This window comes from Streptomyces sp. L-9-10, assembly GCF_004151105.1.
In the GTDB taxonomy this organism is placed as follows: domain Bacteria; phylum Actinomycetota; class Actinomycetes; order Streptomycetales; family Streptomycetaceae; genus Streptomyces.
Window position 1 is genome coordinate 15468 of record NZ_PHRF01000114.1, and the last position, 22840, is coordinate 38307.

At 70.3% G+C, this 22840-nt stretch carries 21 protein-coding genes; 10 read left to right on the forward strand and 11 right to left on the reverse strand.

All coding sequences use genetic code 11. The features are described 5' to 3' along the window. The first annotated feature begins 72 nt into the window (after positions 1–72). From CU044_RS26815 to CU044_RS26825, 3 genes are all read left to right on the forward strand, one after another. On the forward strand, positions 73–1083 hold the full coding sequence (locus CU044_RS26815) for a LacI family DNA-binding transcriptional regulator (protein ID WP_129771332.1): 1011 nt from the start codon (positions 73–75) through the stop codon (positions 1081–1083). A 313-nt stretch (positions 1084–1396) separates the two neighbouring features. Next, complete coding sequence (locus CU044_RS26820) at positions 1397–1867, forward strand: RpiB/LacA/LacB family sugar-phosphate isomerase (protein WP_129771333.1); 471 nt, start codon at positions 1397–1399, stop codon at positions 1865–1867. A 129-nt stretch (positions 1868–1996) separates the two neighbouring features. Next, positions 1997–3439 (forward strand): MFS transporter, encoded by a 1443-nt coding sequence (locus CU044_RS26825; protein WP_129771334.1) that lies wholly within the window; start codon positions 1997–1999, stop codon positions 3437–3439. 209 nt (positions 3440–3648) lie between these two features. Here the strand turns inward: CU044_RS26825 and CU044_RS26830 are convergent, their stop codons facing one another. Both CU044_RS26830 and CU044_RS26835 read right to left on the reverse strand, forming a co-directional pair. Beyond that, positions 3649–3885 (reverse strand): helix-turn-helix transcriptional regulator, encoded by a 237-nt coding sequence (locus CU044_RS26830; RefSeq protein WP_129771335.1) that lies wholly within the window; start codon positions 3883–3885, stop codon positions 3649–3651. Then, positions 3885–4472 carry a DUF2975 domain-containing protein gene (locus CU044_RS26835; protein ID WP_129771336.1) on the reverse strand — a complete coding sequence of 196 codons (588 nt, stop codon included), beginning with the start codon at positions 4470–4472 and terminating at the stop codon, positions 3885–3887. Before CU044_RS26835 ends, CU044_RS26830 begins: the two co-directional genes overlap by 1 nt. Before the next feature lie 155 nt (positions 4473–4627). Here CU044_RS26835 and CU044_RS26840 point away from each other — a divergent pair, with 155 nt between their 5' ends. The 7 genes from CU044_RS26840 (at position 4628) to CU044_RS26870 (ending at position 10914) form a co-directional block, all read left to right on the forward strand. Beyond that, positions 4628–5155 (forward strand): GNAT family N-acetyltransferase, encoded by a 528-nt coding sequence (locus tag CU044_RS26840; RefSeq protein ID WP_129771337.1) that lies wholly within the window; start codon positions 4628–4630, stop codon positions 5153–5155. Between the two features lie 366 nt (positions 5156–5521). After that, positions 5522–6739 (forward strand): cytochrome P450, encoded by a 1218-nt coding sequence (locus CU044_RS26845; protein WP_129771338.1) that lies wholly within the window; start codon positions 5522–5524, stop codon positions 6737–6739. 51 nt (positions 6740–6790) lie between these two features. Continuing rightward, positions 6791–6991 (forward strand): ferredoxin, encoded by a 201-nt coding sequence (locus CU044_RS26850; RefSeq protein ID WP_129771339.1) that lies wholly within the window; start codon positions 6791–6793, stop codon positions 6989–6991. Positions 6992–7044: 53 nt separating this feature from the next. Beyond that, positions 7045–7320 carry a hypothetical protein gene (locus CU044_RS26855; protein WP_129771340.1) on the forward strand — a complete coding sequence of 92 codons (276 nt, stop codon included), beginning with the start codon at positions 7045–7047 and terminating at the stop codon, positions 7318–7320. A gap of 76 nt (positions 7321–7396) precedes the next feature. Continuing rightward, entirely contained in the window at positions 7397–8185 is a 789-nt protein-coding gene (locus CU044_RS26860; RefSeq protein WP_129771341.1) for an SAM-dependent methyltransferase, read from the forward strand. 443 nt (positions 8186–8628) lie between these two features. Beyond that, positions 8629–9816 carry a S1 family peptidase gene (locus CU044_RS26865; protein ID WP_129771342.1) on the forward strand — a complete coding sequence of 396 codons (1188 nt, stop codon included), beginning with the start codon at positions 8629–8631 and terminating at the stop codon, positions 9814–9816. A gap of 132 nt (positions 9817–9948) precedes the next feature. Continuing rightward, the gene (locus CU044_RS26870; RefSeq protein ID WP_129771343.1) at positions 9949–10914 is read left to right on the forward strand and encodes an XRE family transcriptional regulator; all 966 of its coding nucleotides are present in this window, start codon (positions 9949–9951) and stop codon (positions 10912–10914) included. Between the two features lie 150 nt (positions 10915–11064). Here CU044_RS26870 and CU044_RS26875 read toward each other — a convergent pair whose 3' ends face one another. The 9 genes from CU044_RS26875 to CU044_RS26925 form a co-directional block, all read right to left on the reverse strand. Further along, a complete protein-coding gene (locus tag CU044_RS26875) occupies positions 11065–11574 on the reverse strand; it encodes a DUF4232 domain-containing protein (protein WP_129771344.1) in 510 nt (169 codons plus the stop codon). A gap of 110 nt (positions 11575–11684) precedes the next feature. Then, a complete protein-coding gene (locus CU044_RS26885; RefSeq protein ID WP_129771346.1) occupies positions 11685–12245 on the reverse strand; it encodes a flavin reductase family protein in 561 nt (186 codons plus the stop codon). A gap of 227 nt (positions 12246–12472) precedes the next feature. Further along, positions 12473–13342, reverse strand: coding sequence for a catechol 1,2-dioxygenase (locus CU044_RS26895; RefSeq protein WP_129771347.1), 870 nt, complete (start codon positions 13340–13342; stop codon positions 12473–12475). Positions 13343–13382: 40 nt separating this feature from the next. Then, positions 13383–14390 carry a quinone oxidoreductase gene (locus CU044_RS26900; protein ID WP_165371979.1) on the reverse strand — a complete coding sequence of 336 codons (1008 nt, stop codon included), beginning with the start codon at positions 14388–14390 and terminating at the stop codon, positions 13383–13385. Further along, complete coding sequence (asnB, locus tag CU044_RS26905) at positions 14390–16279, reverse strand: asparagine synthase (glutamine-hydrolyzing) (RefSeq protein WP_129771348.1); 1890 nt, start codon at positions 16277–16279, stop codon at positions 14390–14392. The genes CU044_RS26900 and asnB overlap by 1 nt, the downstream gene beginning before the upstream one ends. Positions 16280–16293: 14 nt before the next feature. Next, positions 16294–17823, reverse strand: coding sequence for a 4-hydroxyphenylacetate 3-hydroxylase family protein (locus tag CU044_RS26910; protein WP_129771349.1), 1530 nt, complete (start codon positions 17821–17823; stop codon positions 16294–16296). Beyond that, on the reverse strand, positions 17820–18683 hold the full coding sequence (locus CU044_RS26915) for a TauD/TfdA family dioxygenase (protein WP_129771350.1): 864 nt from the start codon (positions 18681–18683) through the stop codon (positions 17820–17822). The genes CU044_RS26910 and CU044_RS26915 overlap by 4 nt, the downstream gene beginning before the upstream one ends. Positions 18684–18697: 14 nt before the next feature. Then, the gene (locus CU044_RS26920; RefSeq protein ID WP_205124108.1) at positions 18698–19672 is read right to left on the reverse strand and encodes an isocyanide synthase family protein; all 975 of its coding nucleotides are present in this window, start codon (positions 19670–19672) and stop codon (positions 18698–18700) included. A 111-nt stretch (positions 19673–19783) separates the two neighbouring features. Continuing rightward, positions 19784–22735 (reverse strand): AfsR/SARP family transcriptional regulator, encoded by a 2952-nt coding sequence (locus CU044_RS26925; protein ID WP_129771351.1) that lies wholly within the window; start codon positions 22733–22735, stop codon positions 19784–19786. Between the last annotated feature and the right edge of the window lie 105 nt (positions 22736–22840).

A 22840-nucleotide genomic window follows, 5' to 3' on the forward strand; every position in this document is an offset into this window, starting at 1 on the left:
ACCGGAATCGTTTCCACGGAAACGATTCCAGACAGCAGGCACCGCGCAATCCTCGTCACGATGGAGAGGCCCATGGACAGCACCGTGACCATCAAGGACGTCGCCGCGCGCGCCGGCGTGTCCGTCGCCACGACTTCCCGAGTGCTCTCCGGCAACCCTTCCACGTCCGCCAAGTCCCGCGAACGCGTCCGGGCAGCCGCCGAAGACCTCGGCTACCGGCCCGACGCCCGTGCCCGTTCCCTGCGCTCCGCCCGTTCACAGACGGTCGGACTGCTCATCTCCGATGTGCGAAACCCGTTCTTCGCCGACGTCGCGCATGGGGCCGAACAGGCCGCCCTGCGCTCGTCGTACGTCACCCTGCTCGCCAACGCCAATGAGGACCCCCGGCAGCAGGACACCTATCTGGAGAGCTTTCTGACCCAGCGGGTCGACGGCATCATCATCGCTCCACAGGGCGAGGGAAGCGCCAATCTGCGCGCCCTCGCCACGAAACTGCCCCTCGTCTTCGTCGACCGGACCGTCGAAGGATTCGAGGTGCCCAGCGTCACCACCGACAACGCCGGCGGCATCGACCAGGCAGTCGCCCACCTCGCCGACCGCGGACACACCCGCATCGGCTACATCGGTGGCCCCTTCTCCATATCCACCGGCCGTGCCCGCCACGATGCCTTCGTGGACGCCGTCCGGCGTCACGGACTCGACAGCGATCCCGAGCTGATCACCTCCGGGGACTTCCGTTCCGCGAGTGGCTACGCGGCCGCCGAAAGACTGCTGTCCGGGGGGCGACCGCCGACCGCGTTGCTCGCCGCGGACAGCCTCATGGCGGTCGGGGCGCTCGGCACGCTGCGCCGCCGGGGGCTGCGGATCGGCGTGGACGTCGACCTGGTGGCCTTCGACGACATCGAGTGGTTCTCCGAACTCGACCCTCCCCTCACCGTCGTGTCGCACGACGCCGAGGCCATGGGGTCGACGGCGATGCGGTTGCTCCTCGACGCCGTCGAGGGCGGCACAGCTTCATCGGTGGTCCTGCCGGCGCGTCTCGTCGTACGCGCGTCGTCGGGTGGGACGTGCGGGGAAGCGTAAGCAGCCCCGGCCGGGAGGCCTGAGCACTTCGCACGCCGGGGCGGTAACCCTGCCCCAGCCCTGCCCTGCCCTGGCCCAGCCCTCTTCCTGCCTCCTGCCTGTACACCACAACTGTCCTTCTGTACGTACGTATCGGGGAGCCGGCACCTGAGGGTGTCCGCCGTCCCGTGCTGTTCCCTGCCGTCCACGTCATGAGCGGGGATGGCGGAGCCCTGCGGCCGGACTCCGCCGAGGGAGCCGTCTTCGTGGCTCCTCCTTCGCCGCCGTCCCACCTGTCCCACCCGTCCCGCCAATCACCCTCAAGGACTGACATATGCGCATCGCTCTGGGCAACGATCACGCCGGATACGCACTCAAGGAGCATGTACGCGGAATCCTGGAAGGCCTCGGTCATCAGGTGCTCGACCGTGGCACCGACAGCGACACGCCGGTCGACTTCCCCGACATCACCTTCGCCACCTGCGACGCCGTGCGCACCGGCGAGGCCGACCGCGCCGTGCTCGTGTGCGGCACCGGCGCAGGCGCTCTCATGGCGGCCAACAAGATCGCCGGAATCCGCTGCGGTCTCGGACACGACGTGTACTCGGCCCACCAGGCCGTCGAGCACGACGACGCCAACGCCATCGCGATGGGCGCCTGGCTGATCGGCCCCGCGATGGCGGGCGCGGTCATCGAGGCGTTCCTCGGCGCGACGTTCGACAACGACAGGGACACCGTCCGCCGGGTCGCCAAGCTCCGTGAGCTGGAGCTGAGGTCGGCCCGCGAACTCACCGCGGAAGCCTGACGGCCCGTCCCCCCGCGCACAGCCGATCCCGTCCCCTCCCCGGACAAGCCCCGGCTCCCCGACGGGGCGCTCACGAACCACCCCGCGGCAGAACCCGCACCGCGTACCGCTGATCAAAGGAGATACGGCATGAGCGCGAACCGCAACGCGCCGTCCGAGAACCCCACCACCGCGCCCGATCAGGACGGCTCACCGGGCAAGCTCAGGACCTCACTCGGAGCCGCCGCCGGAACGTGTGTCGAGAACTACGACTTCGTCGCGTACGGCACCGCGTCCGCCCTCTATTTCGGCGATGTCTTCTTCCCCGAGTCCGACCCGGTGGTCGGCACCCTCCTGGCCTTCGTCACGCTCGGCGTCGGCTTCCTGATGCGGCCGATCGGCGGCGCCATCGGCGGTCATCTCGGCGACAAGTACGGCCGCAAGCCCGTTCTGGTCGCCGCCCTGCTCACCATGGGCATCGCCACCGTCCTGATCGGCATGCTGCCCACCTACGCGCAGGCCGGCATCGCCGCCCCGATCCTGCTCGTCCTGATCCGCTGCGTGCAGGGCCTCGCCTTCGGCGCTGAGTGGGGCGGCGCCGTGATGATGGCGTACGAGCACGCTCCGCGCAGGCGGCGCGGTCTGTACGCCGCGATACCTCAGGCGGGCAACCCGCTGGGAATCGCTCTCGCCAACATCGCCTTCCTGCTGTCCATCCCGCTCGACAGCGACTGGGCCTGGCGCATCCCGTTCCTCGCCAGTTCCGTACTCATCGTCGTCGGCCTCGTCGTCCGCGTGAAACTCACGGAATCGCCGGAGTTCGAGCAGAGCAGGGCGAGCGGCGAGACGGTCACGAACCCGGTCCTGACCGTGCTGCGTGACGACTGGCGCAACATCCTGCGCATCATCGCCCTGCGCGTCGTCGAGTCCTGCGCGTACTACCTCACGGCCACCTACCTCCTGTCGTACATCACCGACCGCGACGCGGACGACCGCGGGGTCGCGCTGGCCGGCATCGTCATCGCCAGCCTGCTCGCCGTCGGTACGACGGTGCTCTCCGGCGCGCTCACCGACCGGATCGGGCGGCGGACGCTGTACCTGGCCGGATGTCTGCTGGCCGTCGCCTTCGGGTTCCCGATGTATCTGATGGCCAACACCGGCAACCCCGTCCTCATCGTGCTGACCTTCCTGGTCACCATCAGCCTGATCCACGCCGCCCTGACGGGGACCCAGGCGGCGTGGTTCGCGGAACTGTTCAAGACCAACACCCGCACGTCCGGCGCCTCCCTGGGGTACCAGATAGCGGCGTCCGTCGCCGGGTTCGCACCGTTCCTCGCGGTGCTGCTCGCCGAATCGTTCGGCTGGACGGGACCGGCGGGCTTCTACGTGGCCATCGGCCTCATCGGACTGCTCGGCGTGGCCACCACGAAGGAGACCTGGGGGCAGCAGGAACGGGCCGCCGCGGAGACGGCCACGGCGAGCGGGCGGCTGCCCGCGGTCCCGCGGCCACGGGGCGCGGGTACCGCGGAGGGCGAGTCCGACGAGGACCCGGGGGACAGGGCCGGCGAAACGGAGTCGGTACGCCGGTTCTGACGCCGGTGCGCCTGCTCCGGTACCGGACCCCGGGCCGGTACCGGAGCCCGGCGGCGGCCGGCCACAGGCTCTCCCAACGCCCACGCCAGTCTTCGGGATCGGCGCCGCAGGCCAGGACATGGCCGTTCGCATGGATCCGATGCCGGCCGCGCCGGGCCGACCTGGACGAGTGAGTCCCGCGCACACGCGTGGGAGGAACGGCATCCATCTCACGGGGTGGGTTCGGTGGGGTGGTAGGTGATCAGATCTCCGGGCTGGCACCGAAGGGCTTCGCAGATCCTCGACAGGGTCGAGAAGCGGATGGCTTTGGCCCGCCCGTTCTTGAGCACGGACAAGTTGACGACGGTGATGCCCACTTGCGCGGACAGTTCGGTGAGCGTGAGGCCGCGCTCGGCAAGGAGCCGGTCGAGGTGGATCTGGATCGCGTGGAGTTCCTCCTCGGGCATCAGATGGTCCCTTCGAGGTCCTCTCGCATGCGCACGCCGTCGCGCATTATCCTCCCCATGATCACTGCGGCGAGGCCGGGGAGAACGAGCACAAGCGACCCGGAGACAGTCGGCCCTGAACCCACGATCGGTGCCATGCTCCCGACGAGCCAGGACTGTGACCAGCCGACGACCAGGCCGGCCAGCGGCGTGCCCACGGCGACGAACCAGCCGACGACGGTGAGCCGTCGCGAGACCGCCTCGGTGAACGGCCCCCGCTCCAGGACGGCTTTGAGCAGTTGGGAGAAGAGCAGCAGCGCGAGGGAGCCGAACAGCAGCCAGGGCAGTTCGCCCCCGAGGTCGGCGGCGCGCTGCCCCGCGGAGGGACTGTCCTGGCAGAGGCGCGTGGCACTGCCGGACGCCTCCACGCCCTTGCTGATCGGCAGGCTGTCCGGTGCCAGTGAGGCATTGCTCCAGAAGCCTGTCTGCACGCAGACCGCTCCGTCGTCGAGCATGCGGGTGACCGCCGTGCCGACGAAGGCAAGCCCGCTGAGTACCGCCAGGACAAAGGTCACCGAGGCCAGGGTCCTGGTGAGTCGCGCGTTCATCACATCTCTCCCTATCGATTTTCGATATGCTCAGACTAGACCGGCATATCGATATTCGACAAGTCCATGGCGCGGTCGGCCCTCACCAGCGCTCGAAACGACGGTGAGACGCAATTCACCCACCCACCAAGCTCGATACAAGTACGGTCTACAGCGTGAATGTTCGAGCCACCTCCTTCGATCACCCCGACGCCGTCAAGCTCAACGATCGCGTGCAGTCCGAGTACGCCGAGCGTTACGAGCACGAGGGCGACGCCACGCCTCTCGCCCCTGGCATGTTCGAACCGCCGCGGGGCCTCTATCTGATCGCCTACGACGACCAGGGCGCCCCGGTCGGCACCGGCGGCTGGCGCACCCAGGAGAAGAACGACGAGGGTTACGCGGACGGTGACGCGGAGATCAAACGCATGTACGTGACCCCGGAGGTGCGGGGACACGGTCTGGCCCGGCGGATACTGGCCGCCCTGGAGGACGACGCTCGTGCCGCGGGCCGCACGCGCATGGTTCTGGAGACCGGCACCAAGCAGCCGGAAGCCATCTCTCTCTACCTCTCCAGCGGCTACGAACCCTGCGCCAAGTTCGGCCACTACCGTTTCCACGAGCTGAGCCGCTGCTACGCCAAATCGCTGGTGGACGCCACCGGCGAGCACATGCCCGCCACTGTCCCCGCCGAAGCCGTCTGACCGGGCACGGACGGCCGCCGCCGGCAGACCACCTGCCCCGCGGTCGTCCGGAGCCGCCTCCCAGCACCTGACACTCTTTGCCGACGCCGACGCCGACGCCGGAGCGGCCTCAGGGAGAGGGTGACTCCCCCGCGACGCCCCGGCGCCCGCCGCTCCGCGAGCCGCGGAAGCCGGCGCGAGCGGCCCCGCGCGCCTGCCCGGCCGCGCCGACCGCACCGACCGCGAAGGCGGAACAACCGGATCGCCCCGGCTGTGACAGCGGACCGCGCTCCGATGGATCCCGGGGGGAAACCACCGACAAGACCGAGTGGGACGGCGGCATCGGCCGTCGGACGAGAACACCACCGTTGACGAGGGAGATTCCAGATGAGCCAGAGCGAACAGACCGTGCGTTACCCCCTGCCCGTCGGGGGGGCGCTGGACGCGCCGGCCGATTGGGAACGTCTGCGCCGGCAATGCCCGGTCGCCGACGTCGAGTTGCCCAGCGGCGACCACGCGGCACTCCTCACCCGGCACGAGGACGTGAAAGCCCTGCTGTCCGACCCCCGCTTCGCCCGCCCCACCGCCGCCGACAACGCGGCCCGCCTCGCGCCCGACGGAGCGGGTGGTTCCGCTGTCACCAGCAACAACCCGCTCTCCCTGCCCGTCAAGGGAGAACCGCACCAGCAGTGGCGGCGCCAGGTCAGCAAGTGGTTCACGGCCAAACGCATGACAGCGCTGCGGCCCACAATGACCGCCACGGCCGACCAGCTCATCGACGACATGGTCGAGCGCGGCCACCCCGCCGACCTCAAGGCGAACGTGGGCTTCCTCCTGCCCGTGTACGTCATCTGCGACATGCTCGGCGTACCCGCGACCGACCGGGACCGCTTCTCCCACTGGTCCGACGCGATGCTCAGTCTCACCCGCTTCTCCAAGGAGGAGATCGAGACCGCGCAGACCGAGTTCGTCCAGTATATGTCCGAGCACATCGCCGCCAAGCGGGACAACCCGGCCGACGACCTCCTCAGCATGATGATCAAGGAGGGCGAGGGCGAGGGCCACGGGCTCTCCGACTCCGAACTCGTGGCCACCGGCATGGGCCTTCTGGTCGCAGGACACGAGACCACCGCCAACATGATCGGCAAAATGGTGGCCATGCTCCTGGCCGACCGCAGCCGCTGGCAACAACTCCTGGACGACCCCACGCTCGTACGCACCGCCGTCGAGGAAGCACTCCGCTTCGACACCAACCTCGGTTTCGGCCTCAGGCGCTACATCAGCGAGGACATCGTGATCGGCGACGAGGCGGTCCCGCGCGGCACCACCGTGATCTGCAGCATGCCGGCGGCCAACCGCGACGCGGACGTCTTCGACGACGCCGAGGAGATGAACCTCGCCCGCACCCCCAACCCCCACCTGATCTTCGGTGCAGGCCCCCACTCCTGCCTCGGGCAGGCGCTGGCCCGCACCGAACTCCACGTCGTCCTGGAAGCACTGCTGCGCAAGCTGCCGACCCTCGAACTGGCTGTCCCCACAGAAGACCTGGAGCGGGTCGAAGGGCTTCTGGTGGGCGGACTGCGCCAGGTCCCCGTCCGCTGGTAACTCCCTGTCCGGCTCGGGCCGTGACAACCATTCAGGAAGAGAGAAGGCCCCATGAAGGTCACTGTCGACGAGGACAAGTGCTGCGGCGCCGGACAGTGCGTGCTGGTCGCCCCGGAGGTGTTCGACCAGCGTGACGATGACGGCGTCGTCATCCTCCTCACCCCCGAACCCGCTCCGGCGCAGCACGCCACGGTGCGCGAAGCCGCCGCCGTCTGCCCCGCGACCGCCATCCTCGTCAGCGACGAGGCGTAGGAACAGCACCAGCCGGGGGACGGCCGGGAGCCGTCTGCGAGCCGTCCCCCGACATCTGGTACGTCGGGCCCGTGTTCGCCGATGGAGCGCCGCAGGTCAGCCCCATGTGGGTTGATCTGGAGGGAGAGGGCGAGGTGGCGCGCTTCATCGACGGCCAGGAGGCGCACGACCGAATGGACCTGCCGGCCCGGAAGTATCTGGGCGGCGAACGGTTCGAGTGGACCATGCCGGGGGAGCAGCGAGTTGCGGTGATCGTGCGCCCGCTCAAGGTGCGGCACATCGTCGGGGTGGAGCAATTCCGGCCCGGCGGCCCCGTCCCCGCTCCTTGAGCGGCCCGTCCGAGCGCCGCCCGCCCCTCACCCCGTCCCCCAGCACCCGCCTCGCCGTTACCGGAAGGAAGCACCGATGACCGACGACGTCACGCCGGACCTGGACCTCCAGCCCGAGAAGCCTCACTCCGCAAGGTTCTGGAACTACCTGTTGGGCGGAACGGACAACTTCGAAGCGGACCGACGGCTGGGTGAGCAACTCAAGGCCGAGTGGCCCGCCGCGGTCGACATCGCCCGCGCGAGCCGCGCGTTCCTCGGGCGTACGGTCCGTCACCTGGCGGGCGAGGCGGGGGTCCGGCAGTTCCTCGACCTCGGCAGCGGCCTGCCGACCGCGGACAACACCCACGAGGTCGCCCAGGGCGTCGCCCCCGATGCCCGGATCGTGTACGTCGACCACGACCCGATCGTCCTGTCCCACGCCCACGCCCTGCTCACCAGCACACCGGAGGGCGCCACCGACTACGTCGACGCCGATCTGACCGCCCCCGACACGGTTCTCGCCCGTGCGGCGCGGACGCTGGATCTGGAGCGCCCCGTCGCGCTGATGCTGCTCTCCACCATCGGCCACGTCCAGGACCCGATCGAGGCCGCGCGGTTGGTGCGGACCTACATGGACCGGCTGGCCCCCGGCAGCTATCTGGTCCTGTGCACCACGCTGGCCTCGCCGGCCATCAACGCGGCGAACGAGACCTACGCCGCCTCAGGAACGCTCCCGTACGTCGCGAGCACCGCCGACGAGATGACAGCGATGGCATCCGGTCTGACCATCCCCTCGCCCGGCCTCGGCCCCATCAACAGGTGGTATCCCGAAGGGACGATGGACCCGGACGTCGACCAGTGGGGATACGTCGCCCACAAGGCGTGACCCTCGTGGCGGAGGGGCCGGCCCAGGGATCCGCGCTCGCTCAGCCGTCTGCCCCGCGGTGGGTCCGAGGTGATCGAGCGAACGCACCGGCCTGCGCACGCCCGGCAGATTGCTCATCCGCGGTGAGCGATGAAGGAACGACCCCTGGCCGACGCTCGCGGGCCACACCCGGTTCGGGTGCCGTTCGTGGTGCCGGAACCGGTGGGTGCGAGTCCTCGGGGCGGCGGGTGTGCGGAACGTTCTTCAACAGAGAACCCCAACTCTGTGAAATTCAGGGAGAGAAGACTGCCTTGTCCCGGCCGCGATCACGGGCCACAGTTCCCCGCAGTGTTCGGCGATCACCTCGTCGGACGCCAGACGCACGGCCACCCGGCGACGCGGTCTCTTCGCGCCGTCGCGATCCCCATGTACGGCCGTGCGCTCTGAGACCGGAAGGAACACCTGTGGGAATATCCCGGAAGATCTTCGCGGCCGCCGCGGCGGGCGCCCTGCTGTCCCTCACCACGGCCGCCAGCGGGCAGGCGCTCGAGAACACCACTCCGCGCTACGACCAGGGAATGGTCACGGCGTTGGCGGCCTCGCTCGGAGTCAGCGAGAGCGCCGCGACGGACCGGCTCGACCGCCAGGCGGACCAGCAGGCCAGACTGTCGTCTCTCGCCGAGCAGGGCGTCGCCATGGACGGCACCTACTTCGACGAGAAGGGCGACCTCGTCGTCAACGCCGGTGGAAACGCCGCCGAGAAGCGCATCGAGGGCGCCGGTCTGAACGCGCGCGTCGCCGAGCACGGCGAAGGCACGCTGAATACCGTCAAGGCCACGCTGGACAAGCTGGCGCTCGCTCAGGCGCCCACCGGCGTCAGTGCCTGGGCGGTCGATCTCGCTTCCGACACCGTCACCGTGAAGGTGAACAGTGACAAGAGCACCGCGGCCAAGTCCTTCCTGAAGGCCGCCCGGGCCCACGGGGACGCCGTTCGCGTGGTGAACGCCTCGCAGAAACTGAGCACTCAGGGCGCCGTCTCCCCCGGGGACGAGATGGCCTTCGACGGCTACGTATGCTCCGTCGGGTACGGAGCCCAGGACGCTTCCGGCCGGCAGTTCCTCGTCACGGCCGGCCACTGCATCGAGAACCTGCCCGTGCTGTCGAACGACGGGCAGCGCTTCGCCGAGGGAACCGACAGCCGGTTCGCGCTCGGCAGGGACAGTGTCGACATGGGCATCGCGGCCGTCGACGAAGGCAGTTCCATCACCACGGAGGTCAGCACCTGGGGCAAGGCGGGCACCATCGCCGTGGAGGGTGCCGACCGCGCCCCTGTCGGTGCCGATGTGTGCAAGTCGGGCCGCACGACACAATGGACCTGCGGACAGATCGACTCGTATGACGTGTCCGTCACCTACTCCGACCCGAACGGCGGCCCCGAGACCGTCGTCACCGGGCTGGGCAGCTCCTCGGTCTGCACGCAGGGCGGCGACAGCGGCGGCGCGTACATCTCCGGCAACCAGGCTCAGGGCATGACGTCGGGTGGTCCCACCGCCCAGAGGTGCGACGGCACGGTGAACTCCCCTGGCTCGTCCTACTTCCAGCCCCTGGACGACGCCCTTGCCCACTACGGCCTCACACTCAACACCAACTGATCACCGAGGCTGACGGATTCACCTGTCGACCTGCCAGGACGGGCCGCCCATCGGTTACGGTGAGCGGCCCGTCCCCATTCCGCCGGTTTCCCCCCTCGCACGACCGGCCGGACGCCATCGGAAGCCAGATCCTTGACCCCCCACACCCATCCCCCACGGCCCGCCGCGCCACAGGTGCACGAGGCACCCGCGTTCGCCGACGTGTTCCAGCAGGCGATCAGGGCGAGCGGACTCTCGCTGGAGCGCGTACGGCACCGGCTCGCGGCGCGCGGAATCCGCATCAGCCTCACGACACTCAGTTACTGGCAGCGCGGCAGAAGCGAACCGGAACGCGCCGACTCACTGCGTGCCGTCGACGCCCTGGAGTCCATCCTCGTACTGCCACCGGGCACACTGCGTTCCGTGTTGCGTCCGTACCGCCCGCGCGGACGGATGGCGCCTCCGGCTCACGACCTGTCGGCCTCCCGCCGTGTCTTCGGGAAGAACTCCCTGGCGGAACAGGTTCTCGGCGCGGACTTCGCCGCTCTCAACGAGGACGTCAGTGTCCTGAGCATCCGGGAGACCGTCACCATCGACGAACACTTCCGGCTCAGCTCCCTCTCCATCCAGCAGGTGATGCGAGCGACTCGCGAGGGTGCCGAGCGCTTCACCACTGTCCACACCTTCGACAGTGGCGCTCGGGCGGTCCGTGCCGACGTGCGTTGCGGTATGCCGGGCACGATGCGCTTTCTGCCACGCATGGGCACCGTCGTCATCGATGTGAGATTCGGCCGGAGACTGGCGAAGAACGAGACCGTCGTCATCGACTACACGGTGTACGTCGACTCCGGCGACGGACTGGACGACCACTACGAACGCCGGACCCGCACCCGGCTGCGCGACTACCTGCTCCAGGTCTACTTCCATCCGGCGGCGCTGCCGGAGGTCTGTCACCGCTACTACCGCGAGAGCTACGAGGCGGAGGCGTCGTACAACCACCGGGTGGCACCGGACGCTTCGCACTCCGTGCATTCGGCTCCCGGGCGCTGTCCTGCCGGCGTCCACGGCATCTCGTGGCAGACCAAGAAAGCGGGCGACGGGCCCCGAGGAGGCCCCTGAGCACTGCCCACCGCTCAGAACACAACGTCGCGGTACCAGGGCCTGTCCTCGAAGCAGCGCCGTCCGCCCGACGGGCGGGCCCGGTGGCCGCCGGGCAGGCGGACGTTGAAGACAGGCCCTGGCGGAACGTCACCAGGGTGCGGACGGAGGTCAGGCGCCGCGCTGGACCGGTCCGATGAGGGTGCCGGTGGCCACCTTGAGCCTGCCCTCGGCGAAAGACGTGCCGGGGATCTGGCCGCCAGGAGCCTGGAGCGTGAACGATGCCTCGTCCGCTGTGGTGCCGCGGCCGTTGCTCGGAACCTGGATGTCGAAGTGCACCGGGTGGCCCGGGCCGAAGGTCACCACGTCCTCCTGGTCGCCGTAGCGGCCGGCGGTGACCCCGCTGTCCGAGCCGTGGTCCGAGAACCGCACATCGGTGGGCGAACCCGCCAGTTCGCACGGCTCGTACCCACGCGCCGCGCTGAGGGTGACACGGTAGTGACGGTGCCCCGCGCTGTTGGGCGCATCAGTGATCTTCGCGGTGTGGTTGGCCGGACGGCAGGCGGACGGGGCGGCGCTCCTGCCCGTCGCCGACGAAGCCTGCGCGAATCCCGCACCAGCGGCGCCCACCAGCACAGTGGCAGCGAGGGTGACAGCAATCTTCCGGTTGGTACGCATCATGAACACTCCTTGCCTTGCTCAATGGCCCTGCGCGTGTTCAGCGTCAGGACCATGGTCAACACCATTCCTGCCCGTCCGTTCTCGCGGCAAATGTCTCAGGACAGCCACAGTCACGTCGCCGGTACGTGGGCCGGTACGTGGGCCGGTACGTGGGCCGGTACGTGGGCCGGTACGTGGGCCGGTACGTGGGCCCCACGGGTGAACGCGGAGTGGAAGGAACCGCGGTAGAAGAGCAAGGGACCGGCCTCGGAGTGGTGCGTGAGCCGTTCGACGCGGCCGAGGAAGAGGACGTGGTCGCCGTCGTCGTAGGAGGCCCAGGGCGAGCAGGAGAAGGTGGCCGGCGAACCGCTGAGGGCGGGTGCCAGGCCCGGTGGCGCGGGCAGCCAGGAGGGAGGAGTGCCGGGAGCCTCCGGATGTCCCGCGAACCGTAGAGCGAGGTCTCGTTGCTCCTCGGACAGGACGTTGACGGTGAACGGCCGGCCGGCCAGGAGCCGGGCCGCCTTCGAGGTACGGGAGAGGGAGACCAGGACGAGCGGCGGGTCGAGGGAGACCGCGGTGAAGGCGTTCACGGTCGCGCCGTGGGGGGTGTCGCCCACCAGGCAGCTGACGACGGTGACGCCGGTGGCGAAGTAGCCGAGGCAGGTGCGGAGTTGCTGCGGGTCGATCGCCACCGGGTCTCCTTGACGTCGGGTGGATGAGGGTGGTGCGCGGGTCGGTTGGTCGAGGGCGTGTTGCGAAAGTATCGCTGTCCGCCCGCAGGGCGGGGTTCGCGGCGTCCGGTGCGTGCGATCGCAAGGCGGAGGATCGTCCTCGTACTGGACGTACTTGGACGACTCCGACAACGCAGCGAGCGTGCGTGCCGGGCGTCGCGAACCAGGCGGTTCTTTCACAACACGCCCTAGCGCCCGGCAGGGTGGTCGAACCAGAGGTGCACCTGGCCGGTGCCGATGGCGTTCTCGTACTCGCCGTAGCGGCGCGCGGCGGCGGTGCATCCGGGTCCGCCCAGGGCGCCGGCGAGCGTCAGGTAGTGGCCGAAGTCGCCTTCCGGGGAGTACCGGCGGTACTCCGGCATGGTCGCGATGACCCGGTCGTGGCGGCCGGCCTCCAGCCAGGCGACGCGTTGCTCGTCGGCGGCGCGGGCCGCGGGGCTGACGATGTTCGCCGGGTCGCCGGCCATCCGGTCGCGCAGGTCGGCCAGCGGCCAGAAGCCGTGCGAGAGGCCGCCGGAGGCGAGCACCAGCACCCGCCGGGCGATCCCGTCGACCGCCTCGGCGACGGCCGCTCCCAGGCGCAGGTGGTCCTCGGTGGTCGCGGTCTGGCAGACCGACATGGAGAGCCACGGCACGTCAGGGCGGCCGAGGTAGCTCCAGAGGTTGAGTGTGGCGTAGTGGATCGGGAGGTGGGGGTCGTCGTTGGCGCGGAGCCAGAGCGAATCCTTCTCGGCCACCGCGGCCACGGCGTGGGCGAGTTCCGGGTCTCCGGGGATGGCGTAGGGGATCTGGCTGACCTCGCTGGGCATCTCGTCGGAGGTGAAGCGTCCGGACCGGTGGGTGTGGGCGGTGATGATGGTCTCGGTGGTGGTGGCCCAGTGGGTGTCGAGCACCAGCACGGCGTCGTGGTCGGTGATGTCGATTACCTCGCGGCGGAGTCGGGCGAGGCCGGTGGCGAGGGTGAAGTCGCGGCCTCCATTGGCCTCGATGCGCTGAGGTTCGGGGAACATGATGACGGGGGCGTGGGAGAGCAGTCCCGCGCCGACGATGGCGCCCATGGGCGTGTCGCCTTTCTGAAAGAGAGATTTCCCGAAGGACCTACGGGACGAGCAGCAGCTTGCCCGTGGTGCGGCGGGCGGCCAGGTCGGCGTGGGCGTCCCGGGCACGGGCGAGTGGATACGTGCCGCCGATGGTGATGCGCAGAGTGCCGTCGGTGATTCCCGCGAAGACCTCTCCGGCCCGCCAGGTGAACTCCTCGACGGTGGCGCGGAAGTGCTCCAGGTAGGGACGCGTGAGGGTCAGCGAGCCGCCCCAGAGCAGCCGCATCACGTCGACGGGTGGCACGGGGCCGCTGGCGCCGCCGAAGAGGACCAGCGTGCCCCGGCGGCGCAGGCTGTCCAGGCTGGCGTCGAACGTGGCGGCGCCGACACCGTCGTAGGCGGCGTGTACGCCGTCGCCGTCGGTCAGGCGCCGGACCTCGGCGGGGAGGTCCTGGCAGCGGTCGTAGCGGATGACCTCGTCGACGCCGTTGTCGGCCGCCAGCTTCTCCTTCTCGTGGCTGGAGACCGTGCCGACGACGCGTACTCCGCGCCGCTTGAGCAGTTGGGTGAGGAGCAGCCCCACTCCGCCCGCGGCGGCGTGCACCAGTACGGTCTCGCCTGCCCGGGCGCGGTAGGAGTTGTTGACCAGGTAGTGGGCCGTCATGCCCTGGACCAGTGCGGCGGCGGCGGTGTGCAGGTCGACGCCGTCGGGGACGACGACGGCTTTCTCCTCGGGTACGAGGACCTGCCCCGCGTAGCTGCCGAGGACGGTGGTCCAGGCGACGCGGTCGCCGGCCGAGAACCGGGTGACGCCGGTGCCCACGGCCAGTACGGTGCCGGAACCCTCCTCACCGGGCACGGCGGGCAGGGGCAGCGGATAGCGGCCCTCGCGCCGGTAGATGTCGATGAAGTTGACGCCCGCGGCGGCGAGTTGGACCAGGATCTGTCCCGGTCCCGGCTCGCCGGGAGCCGGCCTGTCGACAGGGAGAAGGACGTCCGGGCCGCCGGTCCGCCGGATCTCGATCGCGGGGATCACCGGGTTCGGTGCCCTGTTCTGCGGTGACATCAGTTCGCTCCTTGCAGGGTGAGGCGGTCGGGGTCGAGGTCGAGTTCCACCCCGTAGGTGCTCAGCCAGTCGCCGAGACGGACGGTGGACTCCAGGAGGATGCGTTCGAACTCGGAGAGGGTGCCGGTCGTCGTCCTGTCGGTGAGCCGGCGCACGGCCACCGGGTCCAGGCAGCCGGTGAGGGGGGCGTCGTCGCCGAAAGCCGCCGCGGTGAGCCCGGCGATGAGCCCGCGGTCGTAGGCGGGGTCCTGGATGGAGGGGTAGGCGGCCTTGGTGCGGCGCAGTACGGACCGGGGCAGCAGGTCGGCGGCGGCCTCGCGGAGCAGGCCCTTCTCCTGGCCGGTGCAGGTCTTCATCGCCCAGGGGACGTTGAAGAGGTACTCGATGAGGCGGTGGTCGCAGAACGGCACCCGGCCCTCCAGTCCGTTCGCCATGCCCATCCGGTCCTTCTTGTCGAGCAGGATGGGCAGCCAGCGGGTGAGTGTGAGATAGCCGAGTTCACGCGTACGCCGTTCTTCGGGGCCCTCACCGTCGAGGCGGGGCACCTCGGCCAGCGCGCTGCGGTACAGGTCGGCCTGGTACGTGGCGAGGTCGATGCCCTCCACGAACCACGGGTGGAAGAGCGCGCGGGGGTCGAGGCCGCGGTGAGCGCCGAGCGCCAGCCAGGGGAAGGTCTCGGCGGCCCGCGCGACGGGGTCGGAGAACCAGAGGTAGCCGCCGAACACCTCGTCGGCTCCCTCACCGGAGAGTGCCACGGTGGCGTGCTCGCGGACAGCCGCGAAGAGCTGGTGCAGTGAGACGTCCAGGTCGGCGAAGTTGAACGGGAGGTCCCATGCCTCCAGTACGGTCCTGCGCACGGCCGGGTCGAGAAGCCGGGCCCGGTCGAGGGTGATCGTGTGGTGTGCGCTGCCGACGTGCTCGGCGACAGCGCGGGCGTAGGGGCCGTCGGGGGTGGGGCGGATGGGATCACCGCGGAAGTTCTCGCTGTGGCCGGTGAAGTCGACGGCGAAGGTGGAGATCCGTCCGCCCTCGGCGGCGCGGACGCGCTGGGCCAGGGCGGTCACGGCGCTGGAGTCCAGACCGCCGGAGAGCAGCGCGACCAAGGGGACGTCCGCGACCATCTGGCGCGGCACGATGTCGTCCAGCAGTTCGCGGACGGTGGCGATGGTGGTGGGCAGGTCGTCGGTGTGCGGGCGGGCCTCGAGCGCCCAGTACCGCTCTTCGCGCAGGCCCTCACGGCCGACCCGCAGCAGATGGCCGGGCCTGAGTTCCCGCATGCCGCGCAGTGGCACCCGGCCGGGGGTGCGCAGGAAGAGCAGCGCGTCGCAGAGTTCCTCCGCGGAAGCGCTCGGCCGTACCAGCGGATGGGCCAGGATGGCCTTGGGCTCCGACCCGAAGAGCACACCGCCCGGGGTCGGGTGGTAGTAGAGGGGCTTGACCCCGAGACGGTCACGGACGAGGAGGAGTTCCTCGCTCGCGGTGTCCCAGATGGCGATGGAGTACATGCCGTTGAGGCGGTGCACGAAGTCGGCGCCCCACTGGAGGTAGGCGCGCAGCGCCACCTCGGTGTCGCTGGACGTGGTGAACCGGTGCCCGTGCAGGGAGAGTTCGCCGCGCAGCTCGCGATAGTTGTAGATCTCGCCGCCGTAGGAGATCACGGCGCGTGGCAGGTCGCCGCGTGGGCCGCGCTCCGGGGTGGCCATGGGCTGGGCTCCGCCCTCCAGGTCGATGACCGCGAGGCGCCGGTGGCCGAGCGCGGCGTGGGTGTCGAGCCAGCCGCCGCCGGCGTCCGGGCCGCGGCGGATCAGCGTCCGCACCATGGCGTCGAGCGTGCCGGACTCGGTGGTGAGGTCACGGGAGAAGTCGATCCATCCGGTGATGCCGCACATGGTCCGCTCCTTTCTCAGTCCTGCTCGGGGCCGAGCCAGGGGCCCCGGCGCCAGCCGTCGGTGTCGTAGTCGTCCAGGCACTCCTGGACCAGTTCCTCGTAGCGGCCGAGGCTGCCTCGGCGGACGGCCCAGCGCAGCGCGTCGAGCCGGATCTGCTCGCCGTTGCCGGAGTAGTTGCGCTCGTAGAGTTCGTGGCGGGCCCCGAACTCGGTGCCGATGGCGTCCCAGACCAGCTTGAAGAGCTTGATCCGTTCCAGTGCCGAGGTGTCGGCGCCCCGGTAGTAGCGGTCGATGAGCGGGCGCAGTTCGGGATGGGCGAGGTCGCGGGCGCTGGAGGGGACCGCGAGGGGCGCACCGCCGAGCAGGCTCTCGAAGAGCTCGTGCACCCTGTTCCAGATGTGGGGGCCCGCCATCCGCATCGCGGACGCGTGTTCCAGGCGCGGCAGGACCGTGCCTCCCGGGCCCGGTTCGGGATCGTGGGCCATGGCGGAGGTGAGCGCCCGGACCAGGTCGCGCAGGGTGAGGAGTTCACCGAGGCCGGCCTGCACACCGCGGAAGACATCGGTGCCGTTGGCCCTGGTGGCCCGGGAGAGGAGCCCGGCCATCAGCTCCAGCTTGACGCCGAGCCGGATCCCGGACTGGAAGTTGTAGAGGTTGGGGAAGCCGGAGCCCGCGTAGAAGCCGGTGGCGCGCTCGGTGTCGCGGTGGACGAGCACGTCCTCCCAGGGAATCAGTGCCTCGTCCAGCAGCAGCACACTGTCGTTCTCGTCGAAGCGGCTGCTCAGCGGGAAGTCGAAGGGGCTTTCGGCACGCCGTTCGTACGAGGTGCGGCAGATGAGCCGTACCCCCGGGTTGTCCATCCGGACGAAGAAGACGAGCGCGAAACGTTCCGCCTTGCCCTTCTCCAGCTGGGCCGAGCCGACCGGGGCCACGAAACCCGCGTTCGTCAGCGCGGACCCGGTGGCGAGCATCTTCGCTCCGCTGACCACCACCCCGGCGTCGGTCTCGCGCACCGCGTGTACGAAGACGTCACCCATGTCGTGGATGGCGCGTTTCCGGTCGGCCGGCGGGTTGATGATGACGTGGTTCAGGTGCAGCGCCTTGCCGGCGAACCTGCGGTACCAGGCGGTGGCGTTGGGGGCGAACTGGCCGTAGTAGTCGGCGTTGACGCCGAGTCCGGCCATGAAGGCGGCCTTGTACTCGGGGGTGCGGCCCAGGAAGCCGTAGCTCGCACGGGCCCAGGTGGCGATCGCCTCTCCGGCCTGGACGAGGTCGGTGGCGGACCGGCTGGGTTTGAAGAAGCGATGGGTGCGGATGCCGGTGTCCGGGTCCACTCCGGTGAGTACGCCGGCGGTGGCGGGGTCGTGGAGAGCGTCGTAGAGCCGGGCGATGGAGCGGGCGGAGTTGCGGAAGGCGGGGTGCGTGGTCACGTCCTTGACCTGCTCGCCGTCCACGTGGACGGCACGGCCGTCGCGCAGGCTGTCGAGGTACTCGGCCCCGGTCATCAGGGCGTCGGTGGTCTTCCGCGGCTGAGTCGTCGTCATCGGACCAGCCCCGGGTTCGCCAGTGGCGGGTCGCCGAGGACCTGGACGCGGCGCAGGTGCCGGGGCGCGCCGCTGGTGAAGGCGTTGCGGCCGTGCAGCAGGGTGTGGTTGTCGGTCACCACCAGATCGCCGGTCCGCCAGACATGCGCGTAGAGGTGGGACGGGTCGTACAGGGCGGCACGCAGGCCGCGGTGGAGTTCGGCGCGTTCCGACTCGTCGGCGAGGCCGGAGAACTCCAGGTCCGGGTGGTTGACGAAGGTCTCGCCGGCCTCCGCGGTGGGTTCGTTGTAGCGGATGACGGGCGTGCCGTGAATCGGATGGGGCGTCACCACCGGGGAGACGCAGGTGCTGTCGTAGTACTCCATCTTCCGGTGGTAGGTGCCCGTGGCCCGTGACCACAGGGCGCGGGTGGCGGGGTCGGCGTGGGCGAGCACGGCGGAGGTGTCGGAGAAGGTGGTCTCGCCGCCGTTGCCCTCACCGGGTGCGTGGACGCACTGGAAGATCTGGAATTCGGGGATGTGCTCCCGGTACATGCCGTCCCAGTGCATCGGCATGTGGCTGTGGTCGAATATGTGGTCGGCCGGGTCGGGCTGCTGGACGAGCTCCAGCACGGTGCCGAACGGCCAGACGCTGAGCTGCCCCCATCGCTCGCCGTACGCCGAGAGTTCGTCGGGCTCGGCGAACCCCGCGAAGTCGCGGAGCAGGAGGAGGCGGTGCTCACGGACGAGGGCGCGCAGCGACTCGACGGGCAGGTCGGTCGGCGGACGGTTCCGGTCGACGGCGTGGAGGGCGAGCCCGAAGGGTTCGAGGGCCGTGATCCTCAGGCGCTGGTCGCTGAGCGGGGTGTCGTCTACGGTCATGGCGGAGCCTCCTGTCAGGGGGTGGGTGCGGTGGCGTGGGCTCGGGGCAGGACGAAGTGGCTGGGGCGTCCGTGGGCCGTCACCAGCCGGCCTCCCGCCGCCTCGGCCTCGGCACGCTTCATCAGCGTGAAGAGCCCGTCGCCGGTGTCGACGGCGGTGCTGTGCCAGGGCGTGAGCCAGACGTCGGGGGTGTCCGCCAGCAGGAGCCCGATCTTCCGTGTGCTGCACGGCTGGGGATGGATGGAGAGACGGACGGCGTCGGGGAAGAGCTCGGCCAGCAGTTCGTCCCAGGCGCGGCTGCGGGCGATGACTCCGTAGGCGAGTTCGCGGCAGTGGCGTTGCAGGGCGGCGCGGCTGCCGGTGTACTCGGGGACGGACAGGTCCTCCAGCATGAAGCGGGTGATCCCCCGGTACATCTGGACCATGTGGCCGCCCTGGCGTACCTCGGCGCGCAGTTCGTCCGGGTGGGGGCCGCGGCCGGCCGTGAGCCTCGCGCGCAGCTGGGCGTGGCCGGCGCCCGGACTGACCTCGTCCAGGGTGAACTGGCCGAGATGCGCGGCGCCGATCCGGTCGATCATGCGGTTGATCTCGTGGACGTAGCGGGTGACGTTCTCGTCGCTCACGCCGATCAGGTCGTTGAAGACCCGGCCGTCGGAGCAGATGAGGATGCGGGCGCCGGGCGGGTAGACCTCGGCGATGCGTTCGCAGAGCGATTCGAGGAATCTCAGCGCGAGTTCCTCGGCCATGTCGGGCAGTGGGCCCAGGACCTTGGCCGGGTTGGGGGACTTGGTGGGAAAGGCCGGGAGCAGGAACTCGATGGTCCGGCCCCGTGCCATGGCTTCCGCTATCGCGTCTCGGTGGTGCCGTAGGCACCGCAGGCAGACCCTGCCGGTGCAGCCGCTGCCGCGCAGTCTCCGCTGGTGCAGCAGCACGTCGCGGATCACCTCGATGGCGGCCAGTTCGGTATCGAGGGTGGCAAGTTCGAACACCGTGCCTCCTGTAGTGGGGACTCGCTCCACCCTGGGCTCACGACGCACACGAAACGCACAAAGCCAATTCGGTACCGGACGTCACGGCAGGCTGCGGCTGCCTCGGCGGGATCAGCCGCCGGACGTCCCGAGTTCGTGCCGGGTGCGCGTCTCCCAGTCGGGCATGCGCAGCGCGCGGAACCCGGCCAGCGCCGCGCCGAAGCTGCCCCGTGCGCGCTCCCGGTCACCGAGGGCGGCGTACGCGCGGCCCAGCATGAAGGCGGTGAGCGCCTCCCCGCGGCGCTCACCGAGTTCGGAGAACATCTCCGCGGCCTGTGTCAGCGGGCCGAACGCCTCGTCGGCCCGCTCCGGGGCGCGGGCCAGCCGTAATCGCCCGATCGTGTAGTGCGCGTACGCCTCGCCGGGGCGGTGCCGCACCCCGCGGTAGTGGATCAGCGCCCGGTCCAGGTGACGGGCCGCCGCGGGGTAGCGGCCGATCATGATCTCGGTCACGGCCAGCGCCTGTAGAGCATCGGCAAGGGCCAACGGCTGTCGCAGCCGCTCCGCCGCGTCGAGCGCCCTCTCCAGCACTCGCGCCGCCTCGGCCTCGCGGCGCTGCTGGAACAGCACCGCGCCCAGACTGCGCAACGCCAGCACCGTGCCCCGCAGGTCACCCAGCTCGCTCAGCACGGCGACGGCCGCCGACGCGTCGGTGTAGGCGTCCTCGGTCATGCCGCGGTCCGCGATCGCGAAGCTGCTGTGGACGCGGAGATACGCGGCCTGACGCCGCTCCCCCAGCGCGTCCAACTGCTCGATGGCGGAGACGAACCAGCGCATCGCCTCGTGCGCCTTGCCGCGCCCGACGCCGGCGCGGGCCAGCGAGCCCTGGGCCATCGCGATGCGCCTGCGGTCGCCTTCGGCCGACGCCCGCTCCAGCACGGCCTGCGCCATACGCTCCCAGTCGTCCAGCCAGCTGCACTGGTGGCATATGTCGTCCAGGGCCGCGACGAGTTCGCTCGCCTGCTCGCCGTGGCCGGAGCGCGCGGCGTACTCCACGGTGGCCGCGAGAGCGGGGCGTTCGTACTCCAGCCAGGCGGTGGCCGCGTCCGCTCCGGTGCGGAGCAACCGTTCCCTCGCGGCGGGGACCCGGTGCAGCCAGCCGTCCAGTACGCGTCCGACGATCTCCCGTCGGCGCGCCGGGGACTCTTCCTCGGCGGCGCGTTCGGCGGCGTAGGCGCGCAGCAGATCGTGGATGCGGTAGCGGGGCCGGCCCTCCGGATCGACGTGGTGGGCCCGGATGAGGTTGGCGTGGATCAGGGCGTCGAGGATGTCGTCGACGCTGTCGTCCGGTTCCTCGTCCCCGGCCACACCGGACATGATGACCGCGGGTATCCAGGACGGGAACTCGCCTGTGGGGATCAGCCCGAGAGCGCGGAACACGCGGGCCGCGTCCGGGGCCAGCCCGTGGTAGGCGGTGGCGACACAGGCACGCATGGCGAGGTCGCCGGCGCGCAACTCGCCGAGTCGGCGCTGTTCGTCGGCCAGCCGCTCGGCCAGCCAGCGCACCGGCCGGTGCGGGCTCCCGGCCAGCCGGGCGCCCGCCACCCTGAGCGCCAGAGGAAGGCCGGCGCATCCGACGAGGAGGTGCTCCGTCGCCTCCGGCTCGGTGGCGAAACGCCGCGTTCCGGCGATGCGGTCGAGCAGGGTGCGCCCGTCGGTGTCGTCCAACGGTTCCACGTCGAGCAGATGCGCGCCGGGAATGGCGGCGAGCCGCGCCCGACTGGTGATCAGGACGGCACAGCCGCCGCCTCCGGGCAGCAGGTACTGGACCTGGGAGGTGTCCATGACGTCGTCCAGGACGACCAGCACGCGCCGGTCCGCGAGCTTCGAACGGAACAGTGCGGCCCGCTGGGACTCGGCCGCCGGAATCGCCGATCCGGGCACGCCGATGCTGAGCAGCAGATCCGCGAGGACGGCGGCGGATGTACGGCGTGGTCCGCGAGCGGTGTCGAGCTGGACGTAGAGCTGGCCGTCGGGGAAGGTGTCTCGGAGCCGGTGGGCGAGGTGGGTGGCCGCGGCGGTCTTGCCCACGCCGGGCAGACCGGTCAGGATCACCACCGGTACCACCGTCGGCGGCCTCCGGGCGTTCGACGGGGCCAACAGCGTGGCCGCGCGGCCGAGCAGCTTCTCGCGCCCGACGAAGTCCGCTATGAGCGTGGGCAGTTGACAGATCGGCCACGCTCCCGCGGACCTCGGTCCCGCGCCCGGATGAGCGGGGTCCTGGGCAGGCGGGTCCAGTTGGCGGATGGGGCTGGACCGCGGCGGCGGTCCTGTCACCAAGGAGAGGTCGCGGGCCAGTACGGCCTGGTGCAACCGCCGCAGTTCGGTTCCGGGATCGAGTCCGAGTTCGTCCCGGAGGGTACGACGGGCCCGGGCGTAGGAGTGCAGCGCGTCTCCCGCACGTCCACACTGGTATTGAGCGGTGATCAGCAGACCCCACAGTCGCTCGCGCAGCGGGTGCACCGCTGTCTGCGCGCGCAGCTCCGGGACCAGTTCCTCGTACTCACCCAGGGCGATGCGGGCCGCCGCGTGGTCCTCGAAGACGGCGATGCGGGACTCCTCCAGCCGCGACACCTCCACGTGCAGCGCGGAGTGATGCGGCACACCGTCGAAGGCGGCACCTCGCCACAAGCCCAGAGCCGCGCGCAGTCGCTCGGCCGCCGACCAATGATCACCTTCGGCCATGGCGGCCCGGCCACGCGCGGCGAGGTCGTCGAAGAGCCTCAGATCCAGTTCGTCCGGCTGAGCCCGCAGACGATACCCCTGACGGCCGTGGCTGAGCCGGTCACCGCCGGAGGCCGCGTTGAGCACCCTGCGCAGACCGGCGGCGTAACTGCGGACGTTCGCATGCGCGGAAGCCGGTGGGCTCCCGGCCCACAACATCTCGCAGAGCCGGTCGGCGGTGACCGCGGTGTTCATGTCCAGCAGGAGAGCCGCCAGGAGAGTACGCGGCTTGGGTCCGCCGAGCGGAAGCGTCTCACCGACACCAACGGCTTCGACCGGCCCCAGCACTCTGAATTCCACACGGCGCAACTCCACGGCCTGACCACCCCTCTGCTCCCTCTCGGGGCGGGGCTCTTCCCGCAGAGGTCAGCCTTCCGCCGCAACGGAGAAACCAGTCCACCGACT